Annotated in this window: 17 protein-coding genes and 1 pseudogene; 12 read left to right on the top strand and 6 right to left on the bottom strand. The window is 75.0% G+C overall.

What is annotated here, in order from left to right; all coding sequences use genetic code 11:
• From GPA02_RS11505 to GPA02_RS11490, 4 genes and pseudogenes are all read left to right on the top strand, one after another.
• The gene (locus GPA02_RS11505) at positions 1–999 is read left to right on the top strand and encodes a TIGR03557 family F420-dependent LLM class oxidoreductase (protein ID WP_240134011.1); all 999 of its coding nucleotides are present in this window, start codon (positions 1–3) and stop codon (positions 997–999) included.
• Between the two features lie 13 nt (positions 1000–1012).
• On the top strand, positions 1013–1747 hold the full coding sequence (gene cofE, locus GPA02_RS11500) for a coenzyme F420-0:L-glutamate ligase (protein ID WP_156200158.1): 735 nt from the start codon (positions 1013–1015) through the stop codon (positions 1745–1747).
• A 36-nt stretch (positions 1748–1783) separates the two neighbouring features.
• Complete coding sequence (locus GPA02_RS11495) at positions 1784–2377, top strand: ASCH domain-containing protein (protein ID WP_156200307.1); 594 nt, start codon at positions 1784–1786, stop codon at positions 2375–2377.
• A pseudogene (locus tag GPA02_RS11490) lies at positions 2374–2910 on the top strand (MBL fold metallo-hydrolase); the annotation flags it as partial. The gene GPA02_RS11495 and the pseudogene GPA02_RS11490, both read left to right, overlap by 4 nt.
• 237 nt (positions 2911–3147) lie before the next feature.
• On the opposite strand, the gene GPA02_RS11485 reads toward GPA02_RS11490, so the two are convergent.
• From GPA02_RS11485 to GPA02_RS11465, 5 genes are all read right to left on the bottom strand, one after another.
• Positions 3148–3942 carry an ABC transporter ATP-binding protein gene (locus tag GPA02_RS11485; RefSeq protein WP_156200156.1) on the bottom strand — a complete coding sequence of 265 codons (795 nt, stop codon included), beginning with the start codon at positions 3940–3942 and terminating at the stop codon, positions 3148–3150.
• Positions 3939–5072: an iron chelate uptake ABC transporter family permease subunit gene (locus GPA02_RS11480; protein ID WP_156200154.1), complete on the bottom strand. Its 1134-nt coding sequence runs from the start codon at positions 5070–5072 to the stop codon at positions 3939–3941. Before GPA02_RS11480 ends, GPA02_RS11485 begins: the two co-directional genes overlap by 4 nt.
• Positions 5069–6109 (bottom strand): putative F420-0 ABC transporter substrate-binding protein, encoded by a 1041-nt coding sequence (locus tag GPA02_RS11475; protein ID WP_156200153.1) that lies wholly within the window; start codon positions 6107–6109, stop codon positions 5069–5071. The genes GPA02_RS11480 and GPA02_RS11475 overlap by 4 nt, the downstream gene beginning before the upstream one ends.
• A gap of 179 nt (positions 6110–6288) precedes the next feature.
• Positions 6289–7065, bottom strand: coding sequence for a hypothetical protein (locus tag GPA02_RS11470; RefSeq protein ID WP_156200151.1), 777 nt, complete (start codon positions 7063–7065; stop codon positions 6289–6291).
• Entirely contained in the window at positions 7062–7574 is a 513-nt protein-coding gene (locus GPA02_RS11465; RefSeq protein ID WP_156200149.1) for an RNA polymerase sigma factor, read from the bottom strand. The genes GPA02_RS11470 and GPA02_RS11465 overlap by 4 nt, the downstream gene beginning before the upstream one ends.
• A 137-nt stretch (positions 7575–7711) precedes the next feature.
• On the opposite strand from GPA02_RS11465, the gene GPA02_RS11460 reads away from it, so the two are divergent.
• The 8 genes from GPA02_RS11460 (at position 7712) to GPA02_RS11425 (ending at position 15933) form a co-directional block, all read left to right on the top strand.
• On the top strand, positions 7712–8371 hold the full coding sequence (locus GPA02_RS11460; RefSeq protein WP_156200147.1) for a hypothetical protein: 660 nt from the start codon (positions 7712–7714) through the stop codon (positions 8369–8371).
• A 79-nt stretch (positions 8372–8450) separates the two neighbouring features.
• Positions 8451–10058 carry a carboxyl transferase domain-containing protein gene (locus tag GPA02_RS11455; RefSeq protein ID WP_156200306.1) on the top strand — a complete coding sequence of 536 codons (1608 nt, stop codon included), beginning with the start codon at positions 8451–8453 and terminating at the stop codon, positions 10056–10058.
• Positions 10059–10063: 5 nt separating this feature from the next.
• On the top strand, positions 10064–11977 hold the full coding sequence (locus tag GPA02_RS11450; protein WP_156200145.1) for an acetyl/propionyl/methylcrotonyl-CoA carboxylase subunit alpha: 1914 nt from the start codon (positions 10064–10066) through the stop codon (positions 11975–11977).
• Between the two features lie 28 nt (positions 11978–12005).
• A complete protein-coding gene (locus GPA02_RS11445) occupies positions 12006–13187 on the top strand; it encodes an acyl-CoA dehydrogenase family protein (RefSeq protein WP_156200142.1) in 1182 nt (393 codons plus the stop codon).
• Positions 13188–13197: 10 nt separating this feature from the next.
• Entirely contained in the window at positions 13198–13695 is a 498-nt protein-coding gene (locus tag GPA02_RS11440) for a MaoC family dehydratase (protein WP_156200140.1), read from the top strand.
• Entirely contained in the window at positions 13692–14507 is an 816-nt protein-coding gene (locus GPA02_RS11435; RefSeq protein WP_204986592.1) for an HpcH/HpaI aldolase/citrate lyase family protein, read from the top strand. The genes GPA02_RS11440 and GPA02_RS11435 overlap by 4 nt, the downstream gene beginning before the upstream one ends.
• Positions 14508–14591: 84 nt before the next feature.
• Positions 14592–15299 (top strand): class I SAM-dependent methyltransferase, encoded by a 708-nt coding sequence (locus GPA02_RS11430; protein WP_156200138.1) that lies wholly within the window; start codon positions 14592–14594, stop codon positions 15297–15299.
• Positions 15300–15315: 16 nt separating this feature from the next.
• Complete coding sequence (locus GPA02_RS11425; protein ID WP_240134010.1) at positions 15316–15933, top strand: GNAT family N-acetyltransferase; 618 nt, start codon at positions 15316–15318, stop codon at positions 15931–15933.
• Between the two features lie 4 nt (positions 15934–15937).
• On the opposite strand, the gene galE is transcribed toward GPA02_RS11425, so the two are convergent.
• The gene (gene galE / locus GPA02_RS11420) at positions 15938–16936 is read right to left on the bottom strand and encodes a UDP-glucose 4-epimerase GalE (RefSeq protein WP_156200136.1); all 999 of its coding nucleotides are present in this window, start codon (positions 16934–16936) and stop codon (positions 15938–15940) included.
• Between the last annotated feature and the right edge of the window lie 257 nt (positions 16937–17193).

The following is a 17193-nucleotide window of genomic DNA, read 5'->3' as shown; positions in this document are numbered from 1 at the left end:
GTGAGCGCCACGATCGGGTACGCCGCGATGCTCGCGCAGTTCCACCCGCGCGAGGTCCTCGAGTACTGCGAGCACGCCGAGCGGCACGGCTTCTCGGGCGTCATGGCCGCCGACCACTTCCAGCCGTGGCTGCCGCAGCAGGGCCAGGCCTCGTTCGTCTGGAACGTGCTGGCGGCCGCGGGCGAGCGCACCACCGGCGACCTCGGCACCGGCGTCACCGCGCCCACGTTCCGGTACCACCCCGCGGTCGTCGCGCAGGCGAGCGCGACGCTGGCGGCGATGTACCCGGGCCGGCACTGGCTGGGCGTCGGCTCCGGCGAGGCGATCAACGAGCACGTCGTCGCGCCCTACTGGCCCGAGGCCGCCGAGCGGATCAACCGGATGTTCGAGGCGGTCGACATCATCCACAAGCTCTTCACCGCGAGCCTGCAGGGCAAGGACCACAAGCACAGCGGCGAGCACTTCAAGCTGGAGTCGACCCGGCTGTGGACGATGCCGGAGGTGCCGCCCGAGATCCTCGTCGCCACCGCGGGCCCGGTCACCGCGCGCCGCGCGGGCCGGCTGGCCGACGGCCTCATCACGACGGGCGCCCCGACCGACAAGATCGCCACCCTGCTCTCGCGCTTCGCCGCGGGCGCCCGCGACGCGGGCAAGGACCCCGCGACGATGACGAGGGTGCTGCAGCTGCACCTGTCCTGGGCCGAGACCGACGAGGAGGCGATGGCCAACGCGATGCGTGAGTGGCCGCACGGCGCCATGCGGTTCTCCGGTGGCGACATCCGCAGCCCGTTCGTGCTCGCCCAGATCGCCCGGACCGTCCGGCCCGAGGACTTCGCGGGGACGATGGTGATCTCCTCCGACCCCGACCTGCACCGCGCGGAGATCCAGCGCTACCTCGACCTCGGCTTCGACCGCGTCTACCTGCACAACGTCGGGCGCAACCAGCGCGAGTGGATCGAGGTCTTCGGTCGCGACGTGCTGCCCGCGCTCACCCGCTGACAAAGGAGCTCGTTTGCTGCTCGCCCAGGCCCCCGACGGGCTGCCCCAGATCACCTCCGGCACCGACCTCGCGGCCGTGCTGACGCCGCTGCTCGCGGGTCTCGTGTGGCCCGACGGCTCCGAGGGCATCACGGGCGACGACGTCGTCGTGGTCGCGTCGAAGATCGTCGCCAAGGCCGAGGGCCGGCTCGCCCGGGCCGCCGACCGGGAGGCCCTGATCGACGCCGAGTCGGTGCGCGAGGTCGCGCGCCGCGAGAACCCCGACGGCTCGGTCATGCGCATCGTCGAGACCCACCACGGGCTCGTGCTCGCCGCCGCCGGCATCGACGCCAGCAACGTCCCGAACGGCACCGTGCTGCTGCTCCCCGAGGACCCCGACGAGTCGGCGCGGCGGCTGCGGCGCGGCCTGAACGCACGGCTGGGCGTGCGCCCCGGCGTCGTCGTCACCGACACCGTCGGTCGGCCCTGGCGGCGCGGCATCGCCGACATCGCGATCGGCGTCGCCGGCTTCCACCCGATCGCCGACCTGCGCGGCACCCGTGACTCCCACGGCCGCGAGCTGCAGGCGACGACCGTCGCGATCGCCGACGAGATCGCCGCGGCCGCCGACCTCGTCAAGGGCAAGGTCGCTGGGCGACCGGTCGCCGTCGTGCGCGGCTCGGGTGCGAGGATCACGCCCGAGGACGGACCGGGCGCGCGTGCCGCGATCCGCAGCCCCGAGGAGGACCTGTTCCGGACCGGGGGCTGACCGCGGCCACCGTCGGGGAGGATGGGTCGCGTGCGGATGCTGATGCGCGACAAGGCGGCCGTCGAGGCCGGTGAGCTGACGCTGACGTTCCGGCGGTGGCGCCGGCCGCAGGTGGTCGCGGGCCGGCTCTACCGCACGGTCGTCGGCCGGCTCGCGATCGACTCGGTCGAGGTGGTGCCGGCCCGCGCGATCACGCGCGCGGACGCCGTGCGTGCCGGCTACCCGAGCGTGGCCGCGCTGCTGCGGGAGCTGCCGGGCGAGGAGACGCTGCCGATCCACCGGATCGCCTTCCACCTGCACGACGGCCCCGACGAGCGGGACCAGCTCGCGCACGACGACGACCTCGCACCGGCCGACGTCGAGGCGATCACCCGACGGCTGGACCGGCTCGACCGCGCGTCGGCGATCGGCCCCTGGACCCGGCAGACGCTCGAGCTGATCGCGGCCCACCCCGAGCGGCGCGCGCCCGACCTCGCCGCGATGGTCGGGCGCGAGCGCGACCCGTTCAAGCTCGACGTGCGCAAGCTCAAGGGCCTGGGTCTCACGCTCAGCTTCCCCGTCGGCTACCGGGTCTCGCCGCGCGGCGAGGCGTACCTGGCCCACGTGGCCGCCACCCGGGACCCCTCGTGACCGCCGTCGAGGTCGCACCCGGCGTGCTGGTGACGACCAGCGCGATCGACACGACGACGTCGACCGTCGTCGTCGACGGCGAGCACGCGCTCCTCGTCGACCCCGCCTGGCGGCCCAGCGAGCTGGCACGGCTGGCCGACCTGCTCGACGAGCGCGGGCTGACGGTGACCGCCGGGTTCAGCACGCACGCCCACCACGACCACCTGCTCTGGCACCCGCGGTTCGGCGCCGCGCCGCGGTGGGCGTCGCCGCGCACGGCCGCGCTCGCGGCGAGCGAGCGCGCCACCCTGCTCGACCAGATGGGCCCCGGCTGGCCGCCCGAGCTGCTCGCGCTGCTCGGAGCCGTCGAGGCGGTCGACGGCGACCGGCTGCCCGCGCCGTGGGAGGCGGTCGAGATCGTCGTGCACGACGGCCACGCGCCCGGGCACACCGCGGTGCGGCTGGCCGACCGCGGTGTCCTGCTCGCCGGCGACATGCTCTCCGACGTCGAGCTGCCGCTGCCGTGTGGACCCGACGACCTGCCCGCCTACCTCGCCGGGCTCGACGCGCTCGCACCCTGGGTCGCGCGCGCCGAGGTGCTCGTGCCGGGCCACGGCCACCCGACCCACGACCCGCTCGCCCGGCTCGACGCCGACCGGCGCTACCTCGACGACCTCATGACCCGCGGCGACTCCGACGACCCTAGGATCGGCCACCCCGGCATGGCGGAGCACCACGCGCACCTGCAGCGACTGGTGCGCGGCGAGCCGGGCACGCCCCGCCCGGTCGGGCTAGAGCGGCGAGACCACGAGCGCGCGGCCGCGCTCGCCCGTGACCCACTCGCCGCGCACGCGCCACACCTCGGCCAGCAGCGCGGGGGAGAGCACCGCGACCGGCTCGCCGACCGCGGCCACCTCGCCGCCGTGCAGCACGACCACCTCGTCGCACAGCGACGCCGCCTGCGCGAGGTCGTGCAGCGCGACCAGCACCGCGACGCCCGCGTCGGCCACCTCGCGCACCAGCCGCACCATGTCGAGCTGCGCGGCGAGGTCGAGGTGGTTGGTCGGCTCGTCCAGCAGCAGCACCCGCGGCTGCTGCGCGAGCGCGCGCGCCAGCTGGACGCGCTGCCGCTCGCCGCCCGAGAGCGTGTCGAACGACCGGTCGGCCAGGTCGGCGACGCCCGCGCGCTCGATCGCCTCGTGCACGACGGCGTCCGCGGCCCCGTCCGCGGCGCCGAACCGGCGCTCGTGCGGGATCCGCCCGAGCGCGACGACGTCGCGCACCCGCAGCGGCACCTCGGCGTGGGCGTCCTGCTCGACGAGCGCGAGCCGCTGCGCCCGGTCCCGGCGACGCATCGCGGTCAGGTCGTGCGCGAGCCCGTCCTCGGTGACCGCGAGCGTGCCCGCGCTCGCGGGCAGCGCGCCGACGACCACGCGCAGCAACGTCGACTTGCCGGAGCCGTTGGGCCCGAGCAGACCGGTGACCGTACCGGCGCGCAGGTGCAGCGACGCGCCGCGCAGCAGCTCCAGCCCGTCGACGCGGTAGCCGAGACCCTCGGCAGTCAGGTCGGTCGCCAGCAGCGTCATGCCTCGCCCCGCCGTCGGCTGCGCATGAGGAGGATCGCGAACACCGGGGCGCCGAGCAGCGCGGTGAGCACCCCGACCGGGACGTCGAGCGGCGCGAACGCGGTGCGGGCGACCGTGTCGGCCCACAGCAGGAACACCCCGCCGACCGCGGCGCTCGTGCGCGCGACGGCCGCGTTGCCGGAGCGGCCGGGCCCCAGCAGCAGCCGCACCACGTGCGGGACGGTGAGCCCGACGAAGCCGATCGCGCCGCTCACGCTCACCAGCGCACCGGTGAGCAGCGCGCTCAGCACCAGCAGCAGCCAGCGGGTGCGCACGACGTGCACGCCGAGCGCCGTCGCCGCGACGTCGCCGAACGAGAACGCGTCCAGCGTGCGGCCGAAACCGAGCAGCGCCCCACCCAGGACGACGACCGCCACCGCGGCGATCAGCACCGAGCTCCAGCTCACCGCGCCGAAGGTCCCCATCAGCCAGCCGAGGATGTCGCGGTAGGAGTCGCCCTGCGCCGTGGAGAAGATCACGAACGAGACGCCCGCGGCGGCCGCCTGGCCGACGGCGACACCCGCGAGCACGGCGCGGGTCGCGGTGAGCCGGCCGCCGATCCCCGCCAGCCCCAGCGTCGCCAGCAGCGCGAGCACGGCCCCCGCGAACGCCGCGACCGGCAGCGGCACCGCCACCCCGAGCACGAGCACCGCCACCGCGCCGAGCGCCGCCCCGGAGGAGATGCCGAGCAGGTAGGGGTCGGCGAGCGGGTTGCGCGTCGCGGCCTGCAGCACGACGCCGCACAGCGCCAGCCCCGCGCCGACGAGCACCGCGGCGACCGCCCGCGGTGCGCGGCCCTCCCAGATGATCGCGTCGCGCACCCGGCTCAGCGGGTTCTCCGCCACCGCGACCGGCAGGCCGCGCTCGGCGAGCCACGCCGAGACGTGGTGCCAGCCCGAGGCGAGCACGTCGCCCGGCGTGATCGGGGCGGGACCCGCCACCGAGGCGGGACCCACGACGAGCGCGAGCAGCAGCGACACGACCAGCACCGCCAGCCCCACGAGCAGCCACGGCACCCGACTCCCGCGCGGCCGCGCGACCACGCCGGTGCGCGCGGCCGACGCCGCGGTGGGGACGCGGACGGTGGTCACGGCAGCGGCACCTCCACGAGCTGCTGCGCGAGCGACGCCACCGCGTCGACGTTGCGGACGCCGGCCTCGGTGGCCGCGAACTCCACCACCAGGTACCGGCCCTCGGCGACCGCGGGCAGCGCCGCCGTCACCGGGTTCGACTCCAGCACCTCGATCTTGTGCTCGGCGGTGTTCCACGCCGAGTCGACCAGCACGACGACGTCGGGCTCGGCGGCGGCGACGGTCTCCCACCCGATCGAGCCCCAGCCGGCGTCGATGTCGGCGGCGATGTTCTCCAGCCCGACGGCGTCCATGATCATCTGCGGCGCGCCGCTGCCACCGCCGACGAACGGGGTGTCGGACCCGGAGGAGTACCACAGCGCGGTGAGACCGGCGGTCGAGGGCTGGACCTCGGCGAGCGCGGCACGCTGCTCCTCGACGAGCGCGGCGGCCTCCTCGCGGGCGCCCAGCAGCTCGCCGGCCTCCAGCACGTGCGCGAACACGTCGTCGAAGGTCAGCGGGTCCGGCCGGTACCCGTCGCCCTGGCACGCGGCCGGCGCGACGTAGGTGGCGACGCCGAGATCGGCGAGCTCGGCCCGGTCGCCGATGGTGTCGGCCGCGAAGTGCGACTCCCAGCCCGCGAAGACCAGGTCGGGCTCGGCCGCGAGCACGACCTCCGCCGACGGCGCCCGCTCGGAGAGGATCGGGACGTCGGCACCGGCCTCGGCCAGGTCGGGCGGGAACGGGCCGTCGAGGAAGGCGGCCCCGACGAGCCGGTCGGCCGCCCCGAGCGCGAGCACGAGCTCGGTCGTCGAGGACTTGACGGTGACGATCCGCTCGGGCGGTGCCTCGAGCGTCACCTCGGTGCCGCAGTTGTCGACCGTGACGGGGTAGCCGTCGTCCGCGCCGGGTGGGGGCGCCGCCTCGGTCGGGCCGGCGGCGTCACCGCCACCGGCGCAGCCGGCGAGCAGCAGCGCCGCCGCGACGACGAGCGACGCGGCACGCGGACGCGACGGGTGCGCACCAGCGGGGGCGCGGAGGAGGGAGGGTGCAGACATCGTGCTCCAGGCGGTCCGGGCAGGGGAGGGCATCCGGCGACGTGGCCGGGGACGCCCGGCCAAGACCCAGCCGGGAGCGCCGAGGCAGATCGGCCTCGGTGTCCGCGTGCACCATGGTACGCATCGGTGGCCCGGGCACGCACGGGCGGGCGCGGGCGCTCAGCCCGCGGACACCCGGCTCAGCCGAGCCCCGGCGCGATCAGACCGGCCAGGCTCAACGTGCTCTCGCCGTCGGGCGTGGTGACGAGGAGCCCGTCGGCGATCTCGACGTCGCCCGGGAACCACACCGACCACCAGCCGTCGTCGAGCGAGGCCTCGGCCGTCACGCCGTCGACCGTCGAGACCTCGACCGCGGTGACGTCGTCGGCCGCCAGGCCCACCACCGTGGTGATCGGCCCCTCGCCGGCCTCGCGTGCCCAGACCGCGCCCGGGTCGAGCACGAGCACCGGCGCGGTGCCGAGCTCGAGGTCGGACGGCGACGGCGTGCGGGCACCCTCGGCGACCACGAACCTCTCCTCGCCCGCCGTCGAGGCCAGGCACCGGACGAACACGCCCTCGCCGCTCAGCACGACGAACGTGTAGGACCCGCGCTGCTCGGCGAGCACCGGCTCGACCGGCACCGGCGGCGTGCCCGGCTCGGTGTCCGGGCACTCGGCGGCCGCCTCGGCGACCGGCACGAGCGTCGGCTCCGCAGCCCACGTCGCGTAGGCGCGCGGGCCCGAGGAGGTCAGCACCAGCGCGATCGCGACGGCGACGACCACGGTCAGCGCGGCCGCGCCCATCGCCAGGCGCTGCGCCGGGCGCGAGCGACGCGGCGGGAGGAGGTGCGTCACGTCGGCCTGGGCCGCGCTGTGCACCTCCTCCCGGATGCGGGCGAGCATCGCCTCGCCGTCGATCTCCGGGCCGTCGGCCGCGGGATCGAGGCCGCGCACGGCGTCCAGCAGCGGCTGCCTCATCGAGCACCCCCCGTGCTGCGCTCGAGGAGATGGAGCAGTCGTCGCCGAGCCCGGAACAGGCGCACGGCGAACGCCGAGGTGGTGACACCGAGCACCTGGGCGGACTCGGCGTTGCTCAGTCCGTCCCATGCCACCAGCGCGATCACCTCCTGCTCCGTCTCGGACAGCTGGTTCCAGGCCCGCCCCAGATCGGTCCGCGAGGCGATCGCGTCGTCGAAGCCGTCGGTGTGCGCGGGCGCGCTACCGGCCTCCTCGGCGATCCGTACGTGCAAGGCACGCTGCCTCGCCTCCGCCCTGTAGGTGTTCCTGATGACGTTGCGCGCCACCCCGTACAGCCACGCACGTGCCTCCACGGGGATGTCGCTCAACCTCCGCCATGCCACGACGAAGACCTCCGCCAGGACGTCTTCGACCGCGTCGGGTGGGACCCGGCGACGGATGAAGGCGGCCAGCTCGCGGTGGTGGCGCCAGTACAGCTCCTCGAACCGCGCCCGCTTGCCGGCCTTCATCCGTCGTCCCGTCCCGCCTCACGTGTGTCGATGTCCGCTCCACTGCATCTGATTACATGTGACGTGGATCACGTCGCAGGGAAGGGGTGCCTACCGTGGTGTATCAAGGTCGGATGTCTCGAGGTGTCGTTCGTCGGGTGTCGGCGTGCATCGGTGTGCTCGGGCTCCTGGTGCTCGGGGTCGCGGCCGCTCCCGCGAGCGCGGGCACGCGTGCCGACGAGATCGGTGCCGCCGAGTGGTACGAGGCGGCCGACGACGCCGTCGCCGAGATCGAGGCTACCGACTGGGCCGCGATCTCGGCGCAGCAGGGCTGCCGGCTGGTCGACGTCGAGGTGACCGAGGTCGTCGACCCCGAGCTGAACGCGGCGATCGGCGCCCCCGCGGACCTGGCCGTCCCCGTGGTCGAGCGCGAGGAGCGGTGCGGCGGGCTCGACTCCAGCATGGTCGCCGGCAGCGGGCTGCGGACGACCGTCGCGCCCGGCAGCGACTGCTCGACGACGTCCGGGCCCGGCACGCTGTGCATCTCGCGGTCGGGCAGCTACGTGACGACCAGCTTCCGCTACAACGGCTCCGGCACGGTCAAGGCGTACCTGCGGATCTACAAGATCTCCTCCAGCGCCTCCGGCTGCCCGACCGGCACGACGCTCGCGACCAGCTCGACCGCGAGCTACAGCAACGGCACGCAGCGCAGCCTGTCGGTCTACGCGCCCTCCTCCGGTGCGTTCTCCTCCTACGTGTGGCGGTACGTGGCGCTCAACCACTACACCGCGTGGGGCTCCGCCTGCGGCGTCCTCTGACGGAGGCGGGCCGCACGGGTCCGTGCCATCCTTGCCCGCAGCGGGCGATCCCCGCGGATGAGGAGCGTCGATGACGACGATGACCACGCTGACCAGCGCCGTCGACCCGGCGAGCGAGGCGTACCGGACCAACGCCGAGAGCCAGCGCGCCCTCGTCGCCGAGCTGCGCGAGCGGCTCGCGCGGACCGCGCGCGGCGGCCCCGAGCGGTCGCGCGAGCGCCACCTGGCGCGCGGCAAGCTGCTGCCGCGGCAACGGGTCGAGGAGCTGCTCGACGAGGGCAGCCCGTTCCTGGAGGTCGCGCCGCTCGCCGCGTGGGGCATGTACGACGACGAGTGCCCCGGCGCCGGCATCGTCGCCGGCATCGGGCGGGTCGCGGGCCGGCAGGTGATGGTCGTCAGCAACGACGCGACGGTCAAGGGCGGCGCGTACTTCCCGATGACGGTGAAGAAGCACCTGCGGGCCCAGCAGATCGCCGAGGAGAACCGGCTGCCCTGCCTGTACCTCGTCGACTCCGGCGGCGCGAACCTGGAGCGCCAGGACGAGGTGTTCCCCGACGCGCACCACTTCGGGCGCATCTTCGCCAACCAGGCCCGCATGAGCGCCGCCGGCATCCCGCAGCTCGCCGCCGTGCTCGGCTCGTGCACCGCGGGCGGTGCGTACGTGCCCGCGATGGCCGACGAGTCGGTGATCGTCGCAGGGCAGGGCACGATCTTCCTCGGCGGGCCGCCGCTGGTGAAGGCCGCGATCGGCGAGGAGGTCAGCGCCGAGGAGCTCGGCGGCGGCGACGTCCACGCGCGGGTCAGCGGCGTGGTCGACCACCTCGCGGACTCCGACGCGCACGCGCTGGCGATCCTGCGCGACGCCGTCGCGACGCTGCCGCGACCGGCCGAGCCCGCGTGGGAGGTGCTCCCGAGCCGCGAGCCGGTCGTCGACCCCGGCGAGCTCTACGGCGTGGTCCCGGTCGACGTCAACCAGCCCTACGAGGCGCGCGAGGTGATCGCGCGGGTCGTCGACGGCAGCGAGCTCGTCGAGTTCAAGCCCGAGTACGGCACGACGCTCGTCACCGGCTTCGCGCGCATCCACGGCCACCCGGTCGGCATCCTCGCGAACAACGGGGTGCTGCTGAGCGCGAGCGCCCTCAAGGGCGCCCACTTCATCGAGCTGTGCGACCAGCGCGGCATCCCGCTGGTGTTCCTGCAGAACATCTCCGGCTTCATGGTCGGGTCGCAGGCGGAGGCGGGCGGCATCGCGAAGGACGGCGCGAAGATGGTCACCGCGGTCGCGACGACCCGGGTGCCGAAGCTGACGGTGATCATCGGTGGCTCCTTCGGCGCGGGGAACTACGCGATGTGCGGGCGCGCCTACGGGCCGCGGTTCCTGTGGACCTGGCCGGGTGCGCGGATCTCGGTCATGGGCGGCCGGCAGGCCGCCTCGGTGCTCTCGACCGTGCGGCGCGACCAGCTCGCGGCCCGGGGCGAGGAGTGGTCCGACGCCGATGAGGAGGCGTTCGCGGCACCGATCCGGGAGCGCTACGAGGCCGAGGGCAACCCGTACCACGCGACCGCGCGGCTGTGGGACGACGGCATCATCGACCCCGCCGACACCCGTACCGTGCTCGGGCTCGCGCTCGACGTCGTCTCCCGCACCCCGCTGCCCGAGCCCCGGCTCGGGCTGTTCCGGATGTGAGCGCGATGACCCGGACCGCCCCGTTCAGCCGCGTCCTCGTCGCCAACCGCGGCGAGGTCGCGGTCCGTGTCACCCGCACGCTGCGGCGGCTCGGCATCGCCTCGGTCGCCGTGCACACGCCGGCCGACGACGGCGCACGGCACGTCCGCGAGGCCGACCTCGCGGTCGCCGTCGGCTCCTACCTCGACGCCGAGGCGATCGTGGCGGCGGCCCTGCGCACGGGCGCCGAGGCGGTGCACCCCGGCTACGGGTTCCTCGCCGAGAGCCCGGTGCTCGCGCGCGCCTGTCTCGACGCCGGGCTGGCGTGGGTCGGTCCCGGCCCGGCGGTGCTGGAGCTGATGGGCGACAAGATCGCGGCCAAGGCGCACGTTGCCGCGCTCGGGGTCCCGGTCGTGCCGGGCGTCGGCGAGGACGGGGCCGCGGCGGGGGAGCGGGACGCCGTGCTCGCGGCGCGGGCCGACGAGGTCGGCTACCCGCTCGTCGTCAAGCCCAGCGCGGGCGGCGGCGGCAAGGGCATGCAGGTGGTGCGCGAGCCGGCGGCGCTCGCCGAGGCGATCATTGCCGCGCGCCGGGTCGCGGCGGCGGCGTTCGGGGACGACACCCTGCTGCTCGAGCGCTACGTGCCCGCGCCCCGCCACGTCGAGGCGCAGGTGCTCGGCGACACCGACGGCACCGTCGAGCTGGTCGGGCTGCGCGAGTGCTCGTTGCAGCGGCGGCACCAGAAGGTCGTCGAGGAGGCGCCGGCGCCGTTCCCGCACGGGCGGGTCCGCGAGATGCTCGGCGTCGCGGCGGTGCGCATCGCCCGCAGCGTCGACTACGTGGGCGCCGGCACGGTGGAGCTGCTGGTCTCGGGGGAGGACCCCGAGGCCTGGTACTTCCTCGAGATGAACACCCGGCTGCAGGTCGAGCATCCGGTCACCGAGGAGGTCACCGGCCTCGACCTCGTCGAGGCGCAGCTGCGCGTGGCGACGGGCGAGCCGCTGCCGGGCACCGCGGTCGCCGAGCGCGGCCACGCGGTCGAGGCGCGGGTCTACGCCGAACGGCCGGAGCGCGGCTTCCTGCCGAGCACCGGGGTGCTGCTCGAGGTCGTCGAGCCCACCGGCGTGCGGGTCGACTCCGGGGTCGCCACCTGCTCGCGCGTCACGACCGACTACGACCCGATGCTGCTCAAGGTGGTCGCCTCGGCGCCCACCCGCGAGCAGGCGCTCGACCGCCTCGACGCCGCCCTCGCGCAGACGGTCGTGCTCGGCGTGCACACGAACATCGACTACCTGCGACGGCTGCTCGCCACGCCCGCGGTGCGGCAGGCGCGCGCCGACACCGCGTTCCTCGACGGCTTCGAGCCGCCGGCGCCCGCCGCACCCGACACGGACGTGCTCGCGGCCGCGGCCGCCGCGCTCGCGGAGCCGGCGGAGGACGGGCTGTGGGGGTCCCGCAGCGGCTGGCGCGTCGGCGAGCACCGGCGCCCGCGCGTGCACCTGCGAGCCGGCGAGGACGTCCACGAGGTCGAGGTGCCGCTCGCCCCGCCCGCCGGGCTGCGCACCGCCGTCGAGCACGACCGGGGCGCCGTGTGGGTCTGGCGCGACGGCCAGGTGTGGGAGCTCCGTGCGCTGAGCCGCGCCGAGCGGGTCGAGCGGTCGCGTCGGCAGCGGCAGGGCGCGGCGCCCGACCCGCAGCTGCGCACCCCGATGCCGGGCACCGTCGTCGCGCTGCCGGTGCCACCCGGCGAGCGCGTCGCACCGGGCGACGTCGTCGCGGTCGTCGAGGCCATGAAGATGGAGAACCCGGTGACGGCGCCGGTGCCGGGTATCCTCGATCTCGCCGTCAGGCAGGGCGACGTGGTCACAGCCGACCAGCTCCTCGCCACCATCCATGCCGACCCCCACGGTCCACAAGACACGGGGGCGGTCTCGCACTGATCCACGAGATCCGACGAAGGAGTCATCGATGGGCTACGGGTTCACCCCCGCGCAGCTCGAGCTGGCCGAGCAGGTCAAGGAGTTCGCCGACACGGTCGTCGCGCCGGCCTCCTACGAGTACGACAGCAAGCAGACGCTCCCCTACGGGATCATCCGCCAGATGGGCGAGATGGGCCTGTTCGCGCTGCCGTTCCCGGAGCGCTACGGCGGCTCCACGCCGCACGGCGACTACACCGCCTTCTGCCTCGCGGTCGAGCAGATCGCACGCGTCGACCAGTCGCTCGGCGTCACCCTCGAAGCCGGCATCGGTCTCGGCGCGGTGCCGATCCTGCGGTTCGGCTCGCAGGAGCAGAAGGAGGGCTGGCTGCCGCAGCTCGCCGCGGGCGAGGCGCTCGGCGCGTTCGGGCTCACCGAGGCCGGTGCCGGCTCCGACGCCGGTGCGACGCGGACGACCGCGGTCCGCGACGGCGACCACTGGGTCATCAACGGCTCCAAGCAGTTCATCACCAACTCGGGCACCGACATCACGCGGCTGCTCACGGTCACCGCGGTCACCGGCGAGGTCGTGCGACCCGACGGGACGCGGGCGCCGGAGCTGAGCGCGTTCCTCGTGCCGGTGCCGAGCGAGGGCCTGGAGGTCGGGCCCTCCTACGACAAGATCGGCTGGCACACCTCCGACACCCACCCGCTCACGCTCACCGACGTGCGCGTGCCCGCCGAGAACCTGCTGGGCGAGCGGGGGCGCGGGTTCGCCTACGCCGTCGCGTGCCTCGACGAGGGTCGGATCGCGTTCGCGGCGCTCGCGACCGGGGCGGCGCAGGGCTGCCTCGAGGAGGCGATCCGCCACAGCAAGGAGCGCGTCGTCTTCGGGCGGCCGCTGGAGTCGCGCCAGCACGTCGCGTTCACGATCGCACGCATGGCCACCCGGGTGCACGCGGCCCGTCTCGCGTGGGTCGAGGCGGCGCGGCTCATGGCCGAGGGCGAGCCGTTCAAGCAGGCCGCCTCGATGGCCAAGGTGATCGCGAGCGAGGCCGCGGTCGCGTGCGCGCACGACGCGTCGCAGATCATGGGCGGCTACGGCTTCCTCAACACCAGCGTCGTCGGCCGTCACTACCGTGACAGCAAGGTGCTCGAGGTCGGCGAGGGCACCACCGAGGTGCAGCTGATGGTGATCTCCCGCGAGCTCGGGCTCACCGGCGGCGGCCTGTAGGGGAGGCGGCATGGAGCAGGTGCAGCAGCGCGGGTTCTACCTCGACGAGATCACCGAGGGCGTGGTGTACCGGCACGCGCCGGGGCGCACGATCACCGAGGCCGACAACGTGCTGTTCTCGACGCTGTCGATGAACCCGCAGGCGCTGCACCTCGACGCCGCCTACAGCGCGGGCCAGCCGTTCGGGCAGCGGCTGGTCAACTCGATGCTCACGCTCGCGACGCTCGTCGGGCTGTCGGTCGGGCACCTCACGCAGGGCACGATCGTCGCGAACCTCGGGTTCGAGGACGTCCGGTTCCCGGCGCCGCTGTTCCACGGCGACACCCTTTACGCCCAGACCGTGCTGACGGCGAAGCGGCCCTCGGCGTCGCGGCCCGGTCAGGGCGTGGCCACCTTCGAGCACACCGGGCGCAACCAGGACGACGTCGTCGTCGCGGTCGCGACCCGGCACGTGCTCATGTGGCTGAGCGAGGCCGACCACCTCGCGCACGAGGCCGGGCACCGGTGAGCGACCCGCTGCTGCGGGGACCGGCGCTGCTGTTCTGCCCGGCGGACCGGCCCGACCGCTACGCCAAGGCCGCCGCGCGGTCCGACGGCGTGATCCTCGACCTCGAGGACGCGGTCGCGCCCGCGGACAAGCAGGCGGCCCGTGCGGCGCTGGCCGCCCACCCGCTCGACCCCGAGCGCACGGTCGTGCGCGTCAACGGGGTCCGCTCCGGCGAGCTCGAGGCCGACCTCGAGGCGCTCGCGGGCACCCCGTACCGCACGGTCGTGCTCGCCAAGACCGAGAGCGCGGCGGACGTCGCGGCGCTCGCGGGGCTCGCGGTCGTCGCGCTCGTCGAGACCGCCCGGGGCGTGCTGGCGGCGTCGGAGATCGCGGCGGCCGACGGCGTCGTCGGGCTCATGTGGGGCGCGGAGGATCTCGTCGCGTCGCTGGGCGGGTCCGCCAGCCGCCGGCCGGACGGTCGCTACCGCGACGTCGCCCGGCACGCGCGCAGCACCGTGCTGCTCGCGGCGGGGGCGCACGGCCGGATCGCGATCGACGCCGTGCACACCGACCTCGACGACCTCGACGGGCTGCGCGCGGAGGCCGAGGACGCCGCAGCCTCCGGGTTCGGGGCGACCGCCTGCCTGCACCCCCGGCAGGTGCCGGTCGTGCGCGACGCCTACCGCCCGCCCGCCTCGCGCGTGGCCTGGGCGCGGCGCGTGCTCGACGCCGCGGCCGGGCAGGGCGTCGTCGCCGTCGACGGCGAGATGATCGACGAGCCGCTCCTGGCCCAGGCGCGCGCGGTGCTCGCGCGTGCCAGCATCGAGACGTGACCGACGAGGAGCTGATCGGCCGCTGGCGGGCGGAGGAGCGCGAGCAGCCCTCGGGGTGGAGCTTCGCCGACCTCGAGGGCCGGGATGACGACCGACGCGACGCCGTGGGACTTCGCCGCCACCTGCGCGACGGCGCTGCGCGCGGCGCAGCGGGTGCTCGACATGGGGACCGGGGGCGGCGAGACGCTGCTCGCGCTGCGCGACCGTGCGCTCGCCGAGGGCGGTCCGCTGCCGGCGAGCATCACCGCGACCGAGGGCTGGCCCGCCAACGTCCCGGTGGCCCGGGCCGCGCTCGCGCCGCACGGCATCGACGTCGTCGCGTTCGGCCAGCCGGACGACGATCCCGCGCCGGCACCGATGCCCTTCGGCGACGGCACGTTCGACCTCGTCCTCGACCGCCACGAGTCCTACCACCCGGTCGAGGTGGCGCGCGTGCTCGCACCCGGTGGCACGTTCCTCACCCAGCAGGTCGGCGGGGACGAGCTGGGGGAGCTGCGCGACCTGCTGGGCCACGAGCCGGCGGCGCCGCACGTGCGCTACGCGCCGTTCCGGCAGGCGCTGCTCGACGCGGGGCTGGAGGTCACCGACGGCGCCGAGCACGTCGGTCGCTACACGTTCGTCGACGTGGCCGCGCTCGTCGCCTACCTGCAGCGCGTGCCGTGGCAGGTGCCCGAGGACTTCACCGTCGACCGCTACGCCGACCGGCTGCTCGAGCTGCACCGGCGCACCGGCGGCGGACCGGTCGCGCTGACGATGACGCGGTTCTGGTTGCGGGCGCGGCGTCGCACCTGAGCCCTAGCGTGGGCACGTGGACGAGCAGACCAGCCACGAGCAGACCAGCCACGAGCAGATCGGCACCGCCGGCGTCGAGGTCGTGAGCGCCGTCGGGCGCTACGACGGGTTCTACGAGGTCGTCGGCGTCAAGAAGCCGGGCGGCCGGGGCTGCTGGTGCATGAGCTACCGCGACTCCTCGGTGACCGACCGGGCCGGCTACATGCAGCGCGAGTGCGCGACCGAGCCGGGCCCCGGCGTGCTGGCCTACGTCGACGGCGAGCCTGCCGGCTGGTGCTCGGTCGCGCCGCGCGCGAGCTACCGGCGGCTGATGCGCTCGCGCACGATCCCGGTCCCCGACCCCGATGCGTGGTCGGTCGTGTGCTTCGTCGTCCGCCCGCGGTTCCGCCGCCGCGGCCTCATGCACGCCCTGCTCGCGGGCGCCGTCGAGCACGCGCGGGCGCACGGCGCCCGCGTCGTCGAGGGGTACCCGATCTCCTCCGACGAGCCCGGCAGGGTCGACATCATCTCGGGCTACGTCGGCACGGTCGCGCTCTTCGAGCGCGCGGGGTTCGAGCGTGTGCTGGAGACCACCGCGCACTCCGGCGGCCGGGTGCGGTGGCTCGTGCAGCGTCGGCTCGAGCCGGCGGGCTGACCCGTCAGGCGCCGAGGCGCTCCGGCCGCACCTTCGCCCACTCCAGCGCGTGCCGGATCGCGTCGGCGATCGTCAGCTCGGCCTTCCAGCCGAGCAGCTGCTCCGCCCGCCCGGAGGTCGTGTAGCAGCCGATGACGTCGCCCGGCCGCGGCGGACCCTCGACGACCTTGAGGTTGCCCTCGCCGACGACCTCGGTGAACGCCGCGACCAGCTCGCGGACCGTCGTGCCGGTGCCCGTGCCGACGTTGAGCACGACGTAGGGCTCCTCCGGCGTGCACACCTCGTCGAAGTGCTCGAGCGCGGCGACGTGCGCCTGCGCGAGGTCCCACACGTGGATGTAGTCGCGGATCGCCGAGCCGTCCCGCGTCGGCCAGTCGACCCCGGTGATCGTGAACACGTCGCCGTAGGTGTAGGCGTCGACGAGCTTGCCGAGCGCGTGCGTCGGCTTCGGGTTCTGCAGCCCGGTGCGCAGCCGCGGGTCGCCGCCGACCGGGTTGAAGTAGCGCAGCGAGAGCGTGCGCAGGTCGGTGGCGGCGGCCACGTCGGCCATGATCCGCTCGCACAGCATCTTCGACGCCGCGTAGGGGCTCTGCGGGTTCAGCGCCGACGTCTCGCTCACCGTGAGGTCGGGCTCCGGCTCGTACATCGAGGCCGAGGAGCTGAACAGCAGCCGGGTGCAGCCCGCGCGCCGCAACGAGTCGAGCAGCTCGATCGTCTTGGCGACGTTGTTGCGGTAGTAGCCGATCGGGTCGGCGACCGACTCGGGCACGACGATCTTGGCCGCGCAGTGCACGGTCGCGGCGATGTCGGGGTGCTCCTCGAAGATCCGCGCGACCAGCGCGTGGTCGGCGATGTCGCCCTGGTAGAACGCCGTGCCGTCGGTGAACTCCGCGCGACCGGTCGACAGGTCGTCGAGGACGACGACGTCCCACCCCTTGTCGCGGCAGGCCAGGCCGACCGTGCTCCCGATGTACCCGGCGCCGCCGGTGATCAGAACCTTCATCGCGTCTCCCTCTCGCCAGCCGCCCATGCTAGTGACGTCCGGCGCGGCCGCCCGGCGTCCGTCCACCGCGACGCCCTGGATGCGCCAAGATGTGCGCATGAACCCGCCGCTCGCGACCCTCGTGGGCGTGCGGCCGCACCGGGTCGACGGCGCGGCGCTGCGGCGCCGGGTCGGCGGCCGCACGGTCGTGGTGACCGGTGCGTCCCGCGGCGTGGGTCGGGCGGTCGCGGCGCGGTGCGCGGCCGCCGGCGCGCACG

This window comes from Actinotalea caeni, assembly GCF_009733795.1.
GTDB lineage: Bacteria > Actinomycetota > Actinomycetes > Actinomycetales > Beutenbergiaceae > Pseudactinotalea > Pseudactinotalea caeni.
Note: the sequence above shows the minus strand (reverse complement) of the source record. Positions and strands in the feature narration are given on the sequence as shown.

Excerpts from the sequence above, each read along its gene's own strand:
- GPA02_RS11495 (WP_156200307.1), top strand. The coding sequence starts at position 1,784 with ATGCTGATGCGCGACAAGGCGGCCGTCGAGGCCGGTGAGCTGACGCTG.
- GPA02_RS11485 (WP_156200156.1), bottom strand. The coding sequence starts at position 3,942 with ATGACGCTGCTGGCGACCGACCTGACTGCCGAGGGTCTCGGCTACCGC.
- GPA02_RS11475 (WP_156200153.1), bottom strand. The coding sequence starts at position 6,109 with ATGTCTGCACCCTCCCTCCTCCGCGCCCCCGCTGGTGCGCACCCGTCG.
- GPA02_RS11470 (WP_156200151.1), bottom strand. The coding sequence starts at position 7,065 with ATGAGGCAGCCGCTGCTGGACGCCGTGCGCGGCCTCGATCCCGCGGCC.
- GPA02_RS11465 (WP_156200149.1), bottom strand. The coding sequence starts at position 7,574 with ATGAAGGCCGGCAAGCGGGCGCGGTTCGAGGAGCTGTACTGGCGCCAC.
- GPA02_RS11455 (WP_156200306.1), top strand. The coding sequence starts at position 8,451 with ATGACCACGCTGACCAGCGCCGTCGACCCGGCGAGCGAGGCGTACCGG.
- GPA02_RS11450 (WP_156200145.1), top strand. The coding sequence starts at position 10,064 with ATGACCCGGACCGCCCCGTTCAGCCGCGTCCTCGTCGCCAACCGCGGC.
- GPA02_RS11445 (WP_156200142.1), top strand. The coding sequence starts at position 12,006 with ATGGGCTACGGGTTCACCCCCGCGCAGCTCGAGCTGGCCGAGCAGGTC.
- GPA02_RS11440 (WP_156200140.1), top strand. The coding sequence starts at position 13,198 with ATGGAGCAGGTGCAGCAGCGCGGGTTCTACCTCGACGAGATCACCGAG.
- GPA02_RS11430 (WP_156200138.1), top strand. The coding sequence starts at position 14,592 with ATGACGACCGACGCGACGCCGTGGGACTTCGCCGCCACCTGCGCGACG.
- galE (WP_156200136.1), bottom strand. The coding sequence starts at position 16,936 with ATGAAGGTTCTGATCACCGGCGGCGCCGGGTACATCGGGAGCACGGTC.